This is a genomic window from Priestia sp. FSL H7-0729, assembly GCF_038005685.1.
Lineage (GTDB): Bacteria > Bacillota > Bacilli > Paenibacillales > Paenibacillaceae > Paenibacillus.
In genome coordinates this window covers 330203-344391 of record NZ_JBBOTQ010000004.1, presented here as the reverse complement: position 1 = coordinate 344391, position 14189 = coordinate 330203, and the positions used below count along the sequence as shown (strand labels likewise).

Below are 14189 nucleotides of genomic sequence, written 5' to 3'. Positions count from 1 at the left end.
TTATTCACTCCTTCGGCATCATGCCAGTCTCACTAGGACGGTCATATGGCTTTATGTATTATATCATAATCATTAAAAATGGAAAGAGCCCGAGAGTGGAACCAGCTCCCGGGACTGCTCTTCCATGATTTGGATTACTGCTCTGTAACGTATTGCACGCTGATTTTGTTCTGAGAAACCGCCAATTCTTTCATGACCAGATCGACAATGGATACCGCCTGTTTTACATCCAGTTTGTCACTGAGGACCACCACTTTATACTTGTCGGCGTCTTCTTGAACAATCGCATTGGCGAACTGTTGGGAGAGCGTCTCCTCAATACCTGTGATTTTCGCTTCTTTTTCTTCCAATGTACGGAGTTGCTCCGTTGCTTTGGCATTCTCCTCTGGCGTTTTACTCAAGTCCCCTGCCACAGTCATCAGTTCCTCATACTTACGATTGTTGCTCTCTTCACGCTGCCATTGGTAATTCTGGAACTGGCTACTCGCAGATGCTGCCGTATTCTGTTCTTCCATTTCCTTGAGGACTTCCTCATCCGTCTTCGTGGCAGTGCCCTCAGCCTGACTCTCTGTCTCCGGTGTAGTTGTTGCCCCCTTGTCGGTCTCTTTGCCTGCTTCACCCTTATTCTCTTCCGGTTCGACAGCAGGCGTTTTCTCTGTATTTCCAGCTTCTTTACCTTCCGTAGCCGCCGGTTCTTCCACAGCGCCAGCCGTACTTGGATCACTTTCAACTTCGCCGCTACTTACTACTTCATTCACAACCAATCCTTCTGTAGGATCAAGAATGCCTGCCGTCTCCTTCGCTTCCCCTTGCTTGATTCCATCGACTTGCTGACTGTCAGCCACCGGCGCATTGATTGGACCGGAATCTTCAGTGAACAGATAATACGCGGACAAAATGACCATCAGACTCAGCATGGACACAAGCCATACCGTTTGACGTTTGTTATTCATTAGAACTTCCTCCTCAAATTGGCTTCAATCTTATGAGAATTGAATCAGTTGATTCAACAAACCAAATTAGTCTTGTTTACGCGGTACAACCGAGATCCGGTAAGCTGCCACATTCAGTCCTTTTTCCACAGCATCGGTTATCAAGTCCTTCACAACCTTGTTCTCTGCGCCCCTCGCTACCACAAGCACACCACGGATCTGCGGTTTGAGCTTTTTGGTCACTATCGGTGTCTGATCCCCTGATACTTCGTACGTAATGATCTCGCCATCTCGGGTATATTGCGTCATATGGCGCTTGCCCCCGCTAGCATCCGTTTCTTCGGTAAGTTGCTGAGAATCTTTCACGTTCCGCTGAACAACCAGTTCTTCTGTAGAATCCACAGTAACCATCACATCAACCGTTCCCACACCAACAATGTTTTCCAGCACACCTTTGATTTTGTCTTCAAATGCAATTTCAATCGCCTGAAAAGGGTTCTGATCCATTGGATCACTCTGTATAGATGCCATGGATGTTGCCGGGTCCGGTGGTTCGCGACCGATATTCTCGGAATCAATTTTTTTGACATTGACGAAGGAATTGAACAGCATGATTCCCACCCCGATCAAACCCAGGATAATCAGCCAGCGGAAGGTTTGACTCCTCCTTGCTCCACCCTCTCCGCCACCCATCCAGGTCTCCATCTTTCTAAACCATTGTTTCATCGGATACCCTCCTTCTCAGAGCACTTCAGCACTTTTCGGTTCTTTCACTTGAATTTTATTTGCATCAACATCCCACTTTTCAGACAGCAATGTAATAATCTGTACCGCATGTTCGGACCTTGTGGACGTTTCACCTTTCTGCTTCGTTTCATCTGCCTGATCACGTATAACAGGCTTGGAAGATGCTCCATTTCCATCACGCTGCCCTTTACTCACATCAATCTGTACGTCATGCACCTCAATCTGACCAATCTGGATGGGCTGCTGTGTTTGAGGTGATTCATCCCTCTCGGATTCTGTGTCTGTTCCAAATATGGGTTGTGTATTGACAGCGACTTCTTGCTGCCCTGCCCTCACTTCTCCTTCTGCACCTTCTCCTGCCATCTCGACCAACACACGCTGGATCACTGGCAGTTCGACGGATGAGGCAGCTTCCATCTCGGTTTCATATTTGCTCATCGCCAGCTGTACCTCTACGGATTGAACCCTCGCTCCTGTTGTTTCTTCAATCTGGCCTTTCATGACGTTAGCCAGTTCTTTCGCTGTCCATTGGAGGGATTGTTCCTGTTCACCCGCTTGCAGCCGCTTGCCCTGAGCCAAAATCTGTTCGAGTGTTGCATTGCCATCCGATGGAGCATCCATTGCCGACATTGCCCGTTTCAGTTCGCCAACCGGATCACTTTTGAGCAGCTTGGTTATGGGTGATAAAAGGGTCAGCAGGATGAGAAGGCTCAGCACAAGCTTGACATAACGTTCCATGGATCGATTGGGCAACAGCATATCCACGAATGTCGCCAGCAGAACGATCATAATCAATTCCTGGAGCCAGTTGCTCAGCCACCCCATCCTTTCCATCCCCTTTCTTGCCAACATACATTCAGCGCATCATGACAGTCAGATTGCCCGCGGTCAGCAGGATGGTGATTGCCAGGAAAAACATCAGCCCGACAGCTGCGAGCGCCGCAAACACGTAGATCATGCTCTTACCGATGGCCTGCAGGCACCCTACAATCGGAGTGTCTCCTAGCGGTTGCATAATGGCACCCGTAACGTTGTATATCAAGGCAAGAGCCAGGATCTTGAGTGCTGGAAAGGCACATAGAAACAAAATGATGATTACCCCGGTGAGCCCAATTGCATTTTTGACCAGTAAAGAAGCTGTAATGACAGTATCCGTCGCATCCGCAAATGTTCTGCCCACGACAGGGACAAAGTTGCCTGCGATATATTTGGCGGCCTTCAGGCTGACTCCATCCGCTACGGAGCCCGATGCGCCCTGAACTGAGATTACGCCCAAAAACATCGTTAGCAGGATACCCAGCAATGCCACACTAATATTGCGCAGGAGGTCTGCCAGCTGTGTCAGCTTGTACTTGTCAGACAATGAACTGACCAGATGCAGAACAGCTGAGAAGAAGAGTAAAGGGAATACCAACAAGTGAATCAATGTACTCACCAAATGAATCATGAAAATGATGAGTGGGTGTGTAACTGAAACGGTGATGACATTACCCATGGACGCGAGCAGCGTGAATAACAAGGGAACCATGGCCATCATGAAGTTGATCATGCCGGTTATCGCATCTTTGGCGTACCCAATCGCCACACTGAAGCTGTTGATTGCAATGATGATGATGACCATATAACAGATGGAATAGGCAATTTTGCTAATATTATTTTTCTCAAATGCGGTCTGAAGGGTCTCCAGAATCATGCTGAGTACGCTCAACATCACAATCGTGACCAGAAGCTTGCCGTTATATAAAATTTCATGCAGCATGAAGGTTCCTATGGCTACAAACACCGATTTCAGGCTGAACCCTTCATTGCCGGGGATTAACATATCCATGAAGGAAGGGGTCTTCCCGTCCGGGAAGAAACCACCGTATTGTTGCATCAGTTGATCCCAGTATTTCTCCACCTGATCCTTGGGAAGCTGGTCCGCCTGCTGCTCCATCCACTCACCGGAAGGTGCACTTGCAGTAACCTGTCCCAGGATACCGAACAAAAAACAGAGCATCAGCACAACCGTAAGGCGCCACTGCGGCTTATGATGCATTGATTTCATATGAAGTCCGCACGCCCTTTCTACACCGGCATCAGCTTCATGACGGTTTCGATAATGATGCTGATGATCGGTATAGCAAGTACAAGGATCAATACCTTACCAGCCAGTTCAATCTTGGACGCAATGCTCTCCTGACCTGCATCCCTGACAATCTGCGCGCCGAATTCAGCAATGTACGCTATGCCAATAATTTTCAGCACCGTTTTCAGATAAATACTCTCCATGCCTGAATTCTCGGCAAGCCGCTTCAACACTTCGATGACTGCACCGATTTTACCAATCAACAACATGAAGATGACAATGCCGGTCGCGGCTGCAATCAGAAAGGCAAACATCGGTTTCTGTTCCTTAATGACCAGAATGAGTACTGTTGCGATGAGCGCCAAACCTACAACTTGTATAATTTCCACAGGTCACCACCATCCGGCTTCATGACCGTTTTTCATTGAAAAAGAAATATCGATTTGATCTCTTGTAGCAGGCTGTCCAGCATACGGACCACCATGAACAATACAACGACAAATCCGATTACGGTCACCCAGTGAGCCATATCTTCCTTTCCCATTTGTTTCAGTACCGTGTGAATCATGGCAATGATGATTCCGATACCCGCAATTTGAAAGATTGCGTTCACTTCTAGATTCATGACCTTGGCACCTCACTATCCCGGCTATTTCAGAAGATCAGAATGACGATTAACGCTCCGACAAGCATCCCGAGGCTTCGGCTCATTCGTTCATATTTCATTTGATCGGCCTGGGCGCGGGATTCCTCATGCATTAGTTGTTGAATGGCTAACGATATATGTTTGGTCTGATCCTGACGGTCACTTGTGCCAAGGCTGAAGCTTAATTGCAGCATGACTTCCCGCTCGTCAGCCTTCATGGCAGACCTTCCCCATGCCAGATCCACGCCTGACTGCAGACTTTCCCGGGCAGTGAGTCCATGGGGAGGCTCCATCTGTGTGGCTGCATGAAGGAACAGCGTCTTAACAGGTTCTTTGGTCTGGGCTCCCATCTTGCCCATGGCATCGGGAAGGGGAGTGAGCCCATAGTTAATCTCCGTCATTAGTCGCTGGAGAGCTGCAATGAGTTCTCGCAACTGTCTCGGTCTTAATGCATACTGTCTTGCCTTGTAAAAACCGGCGAGGGTGCTGGCTAACAGAATGATTACCGCACCAAACATGTTAACCAAAGCCTTCACCTCCTGCCCCGCTTTGCTGCAACCCACGCATTTTGCCATCAGCCAGCCGAAAGGTCATGCCCCGGCTCGTCCGTTGCAGCTGGACATATCGTTGAAACATCTGCTCTGTTATTAAGGTTCTGAGGGCGGGTCTGGCCGACAACTCCGATAGGTCACGGCCATGAGCAGTCGCGATCACAGAGACTCCTGCATGCAGGGCTTCCATTACTGCCTCAGCATCCTCCGGACGGCCGATCTCGTCCACAATCAGGACATCAGGCGACATGGAGCGAAGCATCATCATCATGCCCTCAGCCTTTGGACAACCGTCCATCACATCTGTTCGGGGACCGACATCAAATCCAGGTACTCCTTTGTAGCTACCGGCGATTTCGGACCTCTCATCCACAATGCCCACTTTCAGACGCGGACGTATTCCTTGAACCAGTTCATTGCCCGCTGAAAGCTTTGTACCACTGCTAATTTGCCTCGCCAGATCTCGCAGCAATGTCGTCTTTCCTTGTTGTGGTGGTGAAAGGATCAACGTGTGCAGGACCTGTCCGCTCTTCATATCGAGAAGATAAGGAAGGATACGATCAGCGACTCCATGCACCTCACGGGCTAGCCGAACGTTAAACCCGTTGATGTCACGCAGGTATTCGACACGCCCACTGCTTAGTACCGTCCGGCCAGCAAGTCCGATTCGATGTCCGCCAGGTATGGTGATGAACCCTTTGCGAAGCTCCTCTTCCAATGTATAGAGTGAATGGTTACTGATCAGGTCCAGCAACCTGTGTGTCACTTCTTTCTGAGGAACATATGCTTCATCAGGATTCCCGGTCGGACTACCTTGAGGTGTCAGGAAGTGGTATGTGTTGCCTGCATTAATCTCCAGGGGCCTGCCTTCACGAATACGTACTTCCTCCACTTGTTCCAATAGAGCGGGCGGCATTCTTCCCAGAATGGTTCGAATCGGTTCCGGAAAAAGTTCCTTCCAGTTCACCTTCATGAGTAGGCTCCTCCAACCTTGAGATCATATGGTTTACGCTTCTGGCGCTTGTTCATATCTCAAGTTTATGCCTGTACATTTAATTTATGACGCTGAAATCTATCAATTCTTCAGAATACGTTTGAGAGTAGAAAGCATAGATCAACCTCCTGTTCTAGGCACCCGTCTAGAAATGCATGCATATAGTAATTGCAGATAGGTAAGTTCCATTCCGGATCAAAACAGAACTACCCATCCCCAGATACAGAAAGGAGCTGTGGGGAGTGCGAGTCGATGTGGTTGGCAATGTAAATGAAGTACGTACCATTGATATTGCAGGGCGAAGTGCAGTTGTTATTGATGTCTTGTGTACGACCAGTACAATTGTTACGGCTCTGGCATATGATGCTTCGGCTGTGATTGCCGTAGAGACGGTTCCACAAGCCAAACAAATGGAAGTGAAAGATTGCATTCGAGGCGGGGAGCGTTTTGACAAAAAAATCATCGGATTCGAGGCGGGGAATTCCCCCTATGAATATATGACTGTAGGCATTGCAGATAAAACCATCATTCTAACCACAACCGATGGAACCCGAGCCTTGATCAAGGCTTCCAGGGCGAAACATGTACTAGCTGGGTCATTTCTCAATGTCAGGGCTATCGCAGCAGTTCTATGCGAACTTCAACGGGATGTATTGCTGTTATGTGCGGGGAATCAGGATGAATTTGCACTGGAGGACGCTTTGTGTGCCGGATGTATCATCGACGAACTGCAACGCCAATCCTGTTCTCCCATCCAATTAAACGATCTGGGCACCGTGCTCCATCAGGCGGTATCCCAATGTCAGGAGAACATCCCGGATCTGGTGCAGAGATCTGTTAGCGGGCGGAGGCTTGAAAAGTTAGGCAGGCTACATGATATTTCATATTGCTCTCAATTAAATCTGCTGGATTGTGTTCCCGAGATGGGGGAGGGGAACCGCATGCAACCTTATAGAGGCATACGCGGGGGAAAGATGTTCAAATTGATGTGAGAATGGCTATGAGAAAAACAAAAAAAGGTGTACTGCTGCCCATTGGCAGCAGTACACCTTTACTATTATACATACACAGAAAAACCTTATCTGCGATCTTGTGGTCCACCAATAACGGCTTGCTCAGCAGTATCAAGATCGTATGCTGTATGCAATGCCTTGATGACCTCATGCAGCTTATCACCATCAATGACACAAGAAACTTTGATCTCGGAAGTACTCACCATCTTGATGCTCACGCCTTCAGCGGAAATAACTTTGAACATCTTCGCAGCTACTCCAGGATGGCTAACCATGCCTGCGCCAACAATCGAGATTTTAACGAGATTCTCTTCAGATGTGACTTCACGGTATGGCAAGCGGCTGTGAAGGCCTTCAATGACACGCAATGCGTTCTCACGATCAGACAGTGCAACAGAGAATGAGAAGTCCGCTTTACCATCCATCACGCCGCTCTGAACGATAATGTCCACATCCAGCTGATTGGATGCAAGCGCACCAAACACTTCAGCCAGAACTCCTGGTACATCCGGCACACCCAAAATACTGATGCGAGCCACGTTTTTGTCATAGGCAATACCACTAACCACCACGCCTTGTTCCATTGCTGCTTCCTCCTTCACAACCGTTCCTTCATTATGGTTAAAGCTGGATCTTACAATTAAAGGTACACCGGAATGCTTCGCGTACTCTACTGCACGCGGATGCAGCACCGCTGCTCCCAAATTAGCGAGTTCCAGCATTTCGTCATACGATATTTCCTTCAGCTTGCGCGCAACCTTAACGATCCGCGGGTCTGTAGAATAGATACCGTCTACATCCGTATAGATCTCGCATGCATCAGCCTTAATGGCTGCGGCTAGCGCTACAGCTGTTGTATCCGAACCACCACGACCCAGCGTTGTGATCTCGCCATCTTCCGTCATGCCCTGGAAACCTGCCACAATAACAATATTGCCTTCGGCAAGCGCTGCATTTACACGGTCAGGTTGAATATCATGAATACGTGCTTTTCCGTGAACCGGCTCTGTGCGAAATCCTGCTTGCCAGCCCGTAAACGATACTGCCTTACGTCCAAGCGCTTGAATAGCCATCGATAACAAAGAGATCGAAATCTGTTCTCCTGTTGTCAATAACATATCCATCTCACGAGCAGGCAGTTCACTATTCAGTTGTTTTGCCTGATCAATCAAATCATCTGTTGTATCCCCCATGGCCGAAACCACGACTACACACTGATGTCCTTCATCAGCTTTTTCTACAACACGTCCGGCTACACGCTTCATGCGTTCTGTATCTCCGACCGAGCTGCCCCCAAATTTCATGACGTACAATGACAACGCAAATCCACTCCCTACCTTGTGCAGTATGCATAATTGATGTCCATCGTCATTATTCTCTACGAGAAATGACTTTAACCCAGTATATTACGAAAGCGCCTGATAGGCTAATCTTTTTTCGAAAAAACCCTCTGCCAAAGGAATGGCAAAGGGTTGTTAATACCGTTTATTAGCTTACAGCTTGTGAAAGTTACGCACGGGAAGAGTATTTACCTTCACGTGTGTCAATCAGGAGAACGTCACCTTCGTTAATGAACAAAGGAACCTGTACGTTCAAGCCTGTTTCCACTTTTGCATTTTTGGTAGCACCTTGTGCAGTGTTACCTTTAACGCTTGGCTCAGTTTCGATAACTTTCAACTCAACGCTTGTTGGCAAGTCGATTCCGAGGATTTCACCTTGGTAGCTAACGATTTTAACGACCATGTTTTCTTTCAGGAAGTTCAATTCCCATTCCAGTTGATCACTAGTCAGTGTGAACTGATCATAAGTTTCGTTATCCATGAACGTGTGCTCTGTACCGCTTGCATACAGGTAGGATACGCCACGGTTTTCGATGATGGCACGACCAATGGTTTCGCCTGCACGGAATGTTTTTTCAACCGTGTTACCATTACGCAGGTTTTTCAATTTGGAACGTACGAAGGCAGCACCTTTACCTGGTTTAACGTGTTGAAAATCAAGCACGGTATAGATATCGTTGTCTACTTGCACGGTCAAGCCTGTTTTAAAATCGTTTACTGAAATCACAAAAAATCCCTCCTGATATGGTTAAAAAGTAGGTGATATAAGACGATGGGTTAATATAAAGGTGAGCTCATCTACTTGGTGACTCTGTGCGACTTGACCGTTTCGGGTTCGGATCGTTCTTCCGATCGCTGTTGTCTCCCCATTTTCATGATTGAACTGGAATGCGGTTGAGAATAGGGAGACAAAGGCGAACGCTTCGCTTCTTCAGAATCGATTCCGTCCCCTTCACTGTGTTTGCGCTCGCATAGAATCAATCGTGTACACCTCTATATTAAAAATCGTCTTATATCCCTGTGGCTGTAATTTAGCCGATTACGGTGAACTTCTTGTCCGACTTCGTGAGAATATGAATACCCGTCTCGGTAATCACTACGTCATCCTCGATACGCACGCCGCCAAGTCCGTCAATATATATACCCGGTTCAACGGTAACAACCATACCCGGTTTCAATACATCGTCGCTAAGCTTGGACAAGCGAGGAGCTTCATGAACTTCCATACCCAGACCGTGGCCTGTGCTGTGTCCGAATTGACCTCCATATCCGTGACCTGCAATGATGTCACGAGCCAATGCATCTGCTTCCCGTCCGGTCATGCCCGGTTTCAGGTTCTCCAGCGTATGTAACTGAGCTTCCAGTACAATGTCATAAATTTTGCGCAGTTCAGGCACAGGTGTACCTGTTGCAATGGTACGTGTCAGATCTGAACAGTATCCATCCAAAAGTGCACCGAAGTCAAATGTAATTAACTCATTCTGACCGATGACCTTGCTGCTCGCTACACCGTGAGGCATAGCAGAACGTTCACCCGATGCTACAATGGTGTCAAATGAAGAGGACGTTGCTCCATGTTTGCGCATGAAAAATTCCATCTCCAGATCCACTTCACGCTCCGTCATGCCTGGTTTTGCGAACTGCAAAACGTGGCTGAACGTAGCATCTGCCAGATCTGCTGCTCTCTGCATGACCGCGATCTCGTCTTCATCCTTGAACATACGAAGTTGTTCCACGATTCCGGATACAGCTTTCAGTTCAATAGACTGAAGTGCTTCAGCATATGCGGAATGCGTGCCGAATGTAACACTATCCTGCTCGAAGCCAACTTCTTTGATATTCGAGGATGCAAGCAGCTCACGCACCGTATCCATCGGCTTAGCTCCGTGCTCCACAACAGTGAATCCTTTGGCTTGCTGAGGAGCTTGAGCCATGTAACGGAAATCAGTCAACAAGAAAGCATCCTGTTCCGTAATCAACACATATCCCGCCGAGCCTGTAAAGCCCGTCATATAACGACGGTTAATAGGGTTTGTAATCAGCATTGCTCTGAGTTCACGCTCACGCATGGCTTCACGCAACTTATTTACTCGTTTGTTTTCCATCGGTAACCCTTCTTTCTCTCACATTCCCGGGTTCCCGGCTCAGGTTTGTTTGTCCAGATGACGCACAAGAGCCAGCAATCCCAGTTCATAGCTTACTTCGCCAAATCCGGCAATCTGCCCGATTGTTTCCGCTGCAATCACTGAATGATGTCTGAACGCTTCGCGTGCATGAATGTTGGATAGATGTACTTCAACCGTAGGGACTTTTACAGCATTGATAGCATCACGGATAGCATAGCTATAATGGGTAAATGCTCCGGCATTCAAAATGATTCCGTCTGCCTCCCCCATCGCTGCATGAATGCGGTCAATGATGTCCCCTTCATGGTTCGATTGATAAAAAGCGATGGAGACGCCAAGTTCATCAGCCTGTCTGCGAATTTTGTCCTCAATATCCTTCAGACTAAGCGTTCCATAGATGCCCGGTTCGCGTACACCAAGCATGTTCAGGTTCGGACCATTGATCACAATAATTCGTTTCATCGCTGCTCCACCCTCTCTGCAAATAACCATCTGCTATTTTAACACAGCCATTGCCGGATTGAGAAGCTTTTTTGCGCTATGCCCCCGCTTGCTCGGGCTCACGTTTACGTTCATCCGTGTACTCCATGGCTACCGTGTAACCAATGAACAGCCCCCATAGCAAAAAGAAACAGAGTTCCGTGAAGATCGAATCCCACGTTAAACCCTTCAAAGGCTTCATCATCCCCACTTTTGGTCCGACCAGCACAAAGAGAATTAGCCACCAGACAATTCCATACACCATGCCGGGTATAGGCCCTTTCAGTTTTCTAATTGTGAACGTATAGAGCAAGGATGCGAAGATGGAAAAAACGATAAAAAACAGCCATCCTGTCAAATGTCCTGCCGCGGTATATATATATTGATGTTTGAAAAACGGCTCGGCCAGAAATCCGACAGGTACAATCGTAAAATGCAACAGGTAGAATAGCCAGTGTAGCCCCCCCCATATAAAACCGGCAAAGAAGCCTAGCTCTAACGCAAAGGAAAATGGCTTCGTGTAGTAGTGAGCCTGACCTTGCCTCTGGGTAGGACGCGTGCCCCTGTCTTTTGGCTGCCGTTCTTTTGCACGTTGACCTTCATGAGGTGATGTATCTTCATGCTTGCGTTCTGTCATCGATATTCTCCTTCATTCAGTTGATAGCCCCGTACTATGCCTCGAATTTTCTGTCTGATTCTAGGAGGTAGTATGTTCAAAACAGGACAATCTTAACAACATCCCTCAAGGATTGACTCACAAACTAGAAATTGCGCTTGAAATTCGATACAATAGGGTTATTAAACTGCCTTTGATCGCGAAGGCCTAGAACAGAATAGGAAGGTGAATAATTTGCCTCAACAATCCAAGCCTGTCAGCTATGGGGGGCAAGCTGTCATTGAAGGCGTAATGTTCGGTGGGAAACATGTCAACGTTACAGCTGTTCGTAGAAAAGACGGCGAAATTACGTATCTGGAAGTTCCCAAGCAAGACAAGTCCTGGGTCACGAAATTGCGGCGGATTCCTTTATTACGCGGAATTGTCAGCATTATAGATTCAAGTGTCAAAGGTAGCAGACATCTCAATTATTCTGCTGACGCTTATGCTGATGATGAACTGGAACCGGAAGAGAAAGCCAAGCAAAAAGAGAAAGAAGGTTCGGGCTGGAGCCTTAGCATGATCATTGGTGTGACCGCCGTAGCCATCCTTTCATTCCTTTTTGGTAAAGTTGTGCTCACGTTGCTTCCTGTTGTTATCGAGAATTTTCTATTCAAAAATGCATTCGACAATCAGTTTTTGCATAATTTACTGGAAGGCGGCATTAAGCTGATCCTGTTACTGGCCTATCTGTGGTTAATCTCACAGACGCCGATGATCAAACGTCTCTTCCAGTATCATGGAGCGGAACACAAAGTCATCAGCGCACATGAAGCTGGTGAAGAACTGACACCGGAGAACGTGCAAAAGTATAGCCGGTTGCATTACCGCTGTGGAAGCAGCTTCATTATGTTGACTGTCATTATTGGAGTGTTCCTATACTCCCTCTTCACATACGATAACCTTTGGGAACGTATGGGTCAGCGTCTGTTGTTATTGCCAGTTGTGCTAGGCATTTCTTTTGAACTGTTAAAGCTCACGAATTCGGTACGTGATATTCCTGTACTGCGTTATCTCGGCTACCCGGGATTGTGGCTGCAATTGCTGACAACAAAAGAACCGACCAACGAACAGGTAGAAGTATCCATTGCTTCGTTTAACCGGATGCGTGAGTTGGATGCCAAACTTGCCAATGTCTCTGCTACATCAGAAGTACCTGTTGCAACACTCGATCCTGTGAAAGGGTGAATGATATGAACAAGCAGGCAATCTTATTTTGGACGTTCATAGCACTAGCTGCTGTTGGGGTCTTGACTTGGCTGGGAAATGCTAGTCCATCCAGGATCATTATTCCTCTGGTCGTGTTCGGAGCTGTATTCCTGCTGTACAAATATCCGCCTCGTCGCTGGGCAAGCAAAGCCAAATCACCAAAGATCAAGCCATCGGCACGAACCATGGCGAAAGTCAATGCACAGTCCAGTGCCAGAAAGAGCAACGGCTCTTCAAAGAAACGCAAGGATTATCCTTTCCAAGTGATTCAGGGACAAAAAGGTAAAAGCGATGAAGATATACCGAAATTTCACTAAAAGTTACTGAACAGACAAAAAGCAGTTCTCCCAGCACGCGGAGAATTGCTTTTTTCACGTTTAGACAGGAATCAGAGGCGGAGCTTCCGCTTGTTTCTTACGCAATTCTTTTCTTTGTTTGTCCAGCTGTTCATCATACATTTTCATATTCCACCCATTGAAAAATTCGCTCCCTGCGGTAGCGCCTGATCGATATAGGGCAGTACTGTCCTGTAACGATAAATGAAATTGCGTCGGTTTAATCCCAAGCGTTGGTATCTTCACGGTACGAAACCGGTTAATCTGTTCGATGTAGCGTTCATCATGTGCTGTGAGCATCGTCTCCACAAGAGCCTGAAGCATGCTTAGCGGACCTTTAATTCGGGCAGGTTCCACTTCTGTCTTGCCCACCATTTTGAAACCGACAACCGGAATAACATCTCCCCCTCGTTCTGAACGATCACCATCGAAGAGCCAAAGCGGGAAATTGCTAAGCAATCCACCATCGACTACATATACGAATTGATCTTGAAAAGGAAGGCCTTTGGAGAACACTGGGGATTTGCGTATAACGACCGGATCGAAAAAATAAGGGATGCTGCAACTCATTCGTACCGCTTTCGCCACATCCAGCTTGGCAGGATCAATGCCGAACCGCCGAATATCGTCAGGGAGCACCAGAATGGTCCCATTGGATATGTCGGATGCGGTAATAAGCAATTTGCCTTGCGGCAAGTCAGCGAATGTGCGAATCCCTTTCTGCGCCAGCATCTTGCGAATCCATGATTCCAACGCTTCTCCCGAATACAGTCCTTTCTTCAAGAACAGCCTTGCTGCGGGCCCGATCCATCTGGTATTAAATATGGGGGAACGACGCAGCAATGAAACAAAGGGTGTATTCTCAATAATGTCTTTCATCTCTTCAGCCCGGTAACCCGCCGCTAGCAGCGCAGCTACGATGGAGCCAGATGATGTACCAGCCACCCGATTGAACTGAATGCCACAATCTTGAGCACCTTGCACAGCACCTGCAAGCGATATTCCCTTGACGCCTCCACCTTCAAATACCGCGTTAATTAACATAACAAAAAACCCCCGTTCTCCAGGCAGCACATTGCTACTGCCACTCTAT

General features: G+C 47.6%; 17 protein-coding genes. 3 read left to right on the top strand and 14 right to left on the bottom strand.

The features are described from left to right. Window positions 1–134: 134 nt before the first annotated feature. The 8 genes from MHH93_RS12690 to spoIIIAA all read right to left on the bottom strand — a co-directional run bounded on the left by MHH93_RS12690 (window position 135) and on the right by spoIIIAA (window position 5917). Entirely contained in the window at window positions 135–953 is an 819-nt protein-coding gene (locus MHH93_RS12690) for a SpoIIIAH-like family protein (protein WP_500054308.1), read from the bottom strand. Between the two features lie 66 nt (window positions 954–1019). After that, window positions 1020–1658: a stage III sporulation protein AG gene (gene spoIIIAG, locus MHH93_RS12685; protein ID WP_500054307.1), complete on the bottom strand. Its 639-nt coding sequence runs from the start codon at window positions 1656–1658 to the stop codon at window positions 1020–1022. Between the two features lie 15 nt (window positions 1659–1673). Continuing rightward, the gene (gene spoIIIAF, locus MHH93_RS12680; protein ID WP_500054306.1) at window positions 1674–2504 is read right to left on the bottom strand and encodes a stage III sporulation protein AF; all 831 of its coding nucleotides are present in this window, start codon (window positions 2502–2504) and stop codon (window positions 1674–1676) included. Window positions 2505–2535: 31 nt separating this feature from the next. Continuing rightward, window positions 2536–3726 (bottom strand): stage III sporulation protein AE, encoded by a 1191-nt coding sequence (spoIIIAE, locus tag MHH93_RS12675; protein ID WP_253438819.1) that lies wholly within the window; start codon window positions 3724–3726, stop codon window positions 2536–2538. A gap of 20 nt (window positions 3727–3746) precedes the next feature. Next, window positions 3747–4136, bottom strand: a complete 390-nt coding sequence (spoIIIAD, locus tag MHH93_RS12670) for a stage III sporulation protein AD (protein ID WP_017687586.1) — start codon at window positions 4134–4136, stop codon at window positions 3747–3749. Window positions 4137–4168: 32 nt separating this feature from the next. Beyond that, window positions 4169–4372 (bottom strand): stage III sporulation protein AC, encoded by a 204-nt coding sequence (spoIIIAC, locus tag MHH93_RS12665; RefSeq protein WP_017687585.1) that lies wholly within the window; start codon window positions 4370–4372, stop codon window positions 4169–4171. Between the two features lie 29 nt (window positions 4373–4401). After that, on the bottom strand, window positions 4402–4920 hold the full coding sequence (gene spoIIIAB, locus MHH93_RS12660) for a stage III sporulation protein SpoIIIAB (protein WP_211083536.1): 519 nt from the start codon (window positions 4918–4920) through the stop codon (window positions 4402–4404). Continuing rightward, on the bottom strand, window positions 4913–5917 hold the full coding sequence (gene spoIIIAA / locus MHH93_RS12655; RefSeq protein ID WP_500054305.1) for a stage III sporulation protein AA: 1005 nt from the start codon (window positions 5915–5917) through the stop codon (window positions 4913–4915). Before spoIIIAA ends, spoIIIAB begins: the two co-directional genes overlap by 8 nt. Before the next feature lie 263 nt (window positions 5918–6180). Here spoIIIAA and MHH93_RS12650 point away from each other — a divergent pair, with 263 nt between their 5' ends. Continuing rightward, window positions 6181–6930: a 2-phosphosulfolactate phosphatase gene (locus tag MHH93_RS12650; RefSeq protein WP_500054304.1), complete on the top strand. Its 750-nt coding sequence runs from the start codon at window positions 6181–6183 to the stop codon at window positions 6928–6930. Window positions 6931–7016: 86 nt separating this feature from the next. Here MHH93_RS12650 and MHH93_RS12645 read toward each other — a convergent pair whose 3' ends face one another. The 5 genes from MHH93_RS12645 to MHH93_RS12625 all read right to left on the bottom strand — a co-directional run bounded on the left by MHH93_RS12645 (window position 7017) and on the right by MHH93_RS12625 (window position 11534). Then, window positions 7017–8270, bottom strand: coding sequence for an aspartate kinase (locus MHH93_RS12645; protein WP_421886351.1), 1254 nt, complete (start codon window positions 8268–8270; stop codon window positions 7017–7019). Between the two features lie 190 nt (window positions 8271–8460). Next, window positions 8461–9018: an elongation factor P gene (gene efp / locus MHH93_RS12640; RefSeq protein ID WP_017687580.1), complete on the bottom strand. Its 558-nt coding sequence runs from the start codon at window positions 9016–9018 to the stop codon at window positions 8461–8463. 304 nt (window positions 9019–9322) lie between these two features. Further along, window positions 9323–10396 (bottom strand): M24 family metallopeptidase, encoded by a 1074-nt coding sequence (locus MHH93_RS12635; protein ID WP_500054303.1) that lies wholly within the window; start codon window positions 10394–10396, stop codon window positions 9323–9325. A 39-nt stretch (window positions 10397–10435) separates the two neighbouring features. After that, the gene (aroQ, locus tag MHH93_RS12630) at window positions 10436–10879 is read right to left on the bottom strand and encodes a type II 3-dehydroquinate dehydratase (RefSeq protein WP_062835278.1); all 444 of its coding nucleotides are present in this window, start codon (window positions 10877–10879) and stop codon (window positions 10436–10438) included. A gap of 76 nt (window positions 10880–10955) precedes the next feature. Continuing rightward, window positions 10956–11534 (bottom strand): YqhR family membrane protein, encoded by a 579-nt coding sequence (locus MHH93_RS12625; RefSeq protein WP_500054302.1) that lies wholly within the window; start codon window positions 11532–11534, stop codon window positions 10956–10958. Between the two features lie 213 nt (window positions 11535–11747). Here MHH93_RS12625 and MHH93_RS12620 point away from each other — a divergent pair, with 213 nt between their 5' ends. Further along, the gene (locus MHH93_RS12620) at window positions 11748–12740 is read left to right on the top strand and encodes a DUF1385 domain-containing protein (RefSeq protein ID WP_062835280.1); all 993 of its coding nucleotides are present in this window, start codon (window positions 11748–11750) and stop codon (window positions 12738–12740) included. Window positions 12741–12745: 5 nt separating this feature from the next. Continuing rightward, window positions 12746–13078, top strand: coding sequence for a hypothetical protein (locus MHH93_RS12615; RefSeq protein ID WP_500054301.1), 333 nt, complete (start codon window positions 12746–12748; stop codon window positions 13076–13078). Window positions 13079–13138: 60 nt separating this feature from the next. On the opposite strand, the gene MHH93_RS12610 is transcribed toward MHH93_RS12615, so the two are convergent. Continuing rightward, window positions 13139–14140, bottom strand: a complete 1002-nt coding sequence (locus MHH93_RS12610; protein WP_500054300.1) for a patatin-like phospholipase family protein — start codon at window positions 14138–14140, stop codon at window positions 13139–13141. Between the last annotated feature and the right edge of the window lie 49 nt (window positions 14141–14189).

Coding starts and splice junctions, on each gene's coding strand:
- MHH93_RS12690 (WP_500054308.1), bottom strand. CDS start 953: ATGAATAACAAACGTCAAACGGTATGGCTTGTGTCCATGCTGAGTCTG.
- spoIIIAG (WP_500054307.1), bottom strand. CDS start 1,658: ATGAAACAATGGTTTAGAAAGATGGAGACCTGGATGGGTGGCGGAGAG.
- spoIIIAF (WP_500054306.1), bottom strand. CDS start 2,504: ATGGGGTGGCTGAGCAACTGGCTCCAGGAATTGATTATGATCGTTCTG.
- spoIIIAE (WP_253438819.1), bottom strand. CDS start 3,726: ATGAAATCAATGCATCATAAGCCGCAGTGGCGCCTTACGGTTGTGCTG.
- spoIIIAC (WP_017687585.1), bottom strand. CDS start 4,372: ATGAATCTAGAAGTGAACGCAATCTTTCAAATTGCGGGTATCGGAATC.
- spoIIIAA (WP_500054305.1), bottom strand. CDS start 5,917: ATGAAGGTGAACTGGAAGGAACTTTTTCCGGAACCGATTCGAACCATT.
- MHH93_RS12635 (WP_500054303.1), bottom strand. CDS start 10,396: ATGGAAAACAAACGAGTAAATAAGTTGCGTGAAGCCATGCGTGAGCGT.
- aroQ (WP_062835278.1), bottom strand. CDS start 10,879: ATGAAACGAATTATTGTGATCAATGGTCCGAACCTGAACATGCTTGGT.
- MHH93_RS12625 (WP_500054302.1), bottom strand. CDS start 11,534: ATGACAGAACGCAAGCATGAAGATACATCACCTCATGAAGGTCAACGT.
- MHH93_RS12615 (WP_500054301.1), top strand. CDS start 12,746: ATGAACAAGCAGGCAATCTTATTTTGGACGTTCATAGCACTAGCTGCT.
- MHH93_RS12610 (WP_500054300.1), bottom strand. CDS start 14,140: ATGTTAATTAACGCGGTATTTGAAGGTGGAGGCGTCAAGGGAATATCG.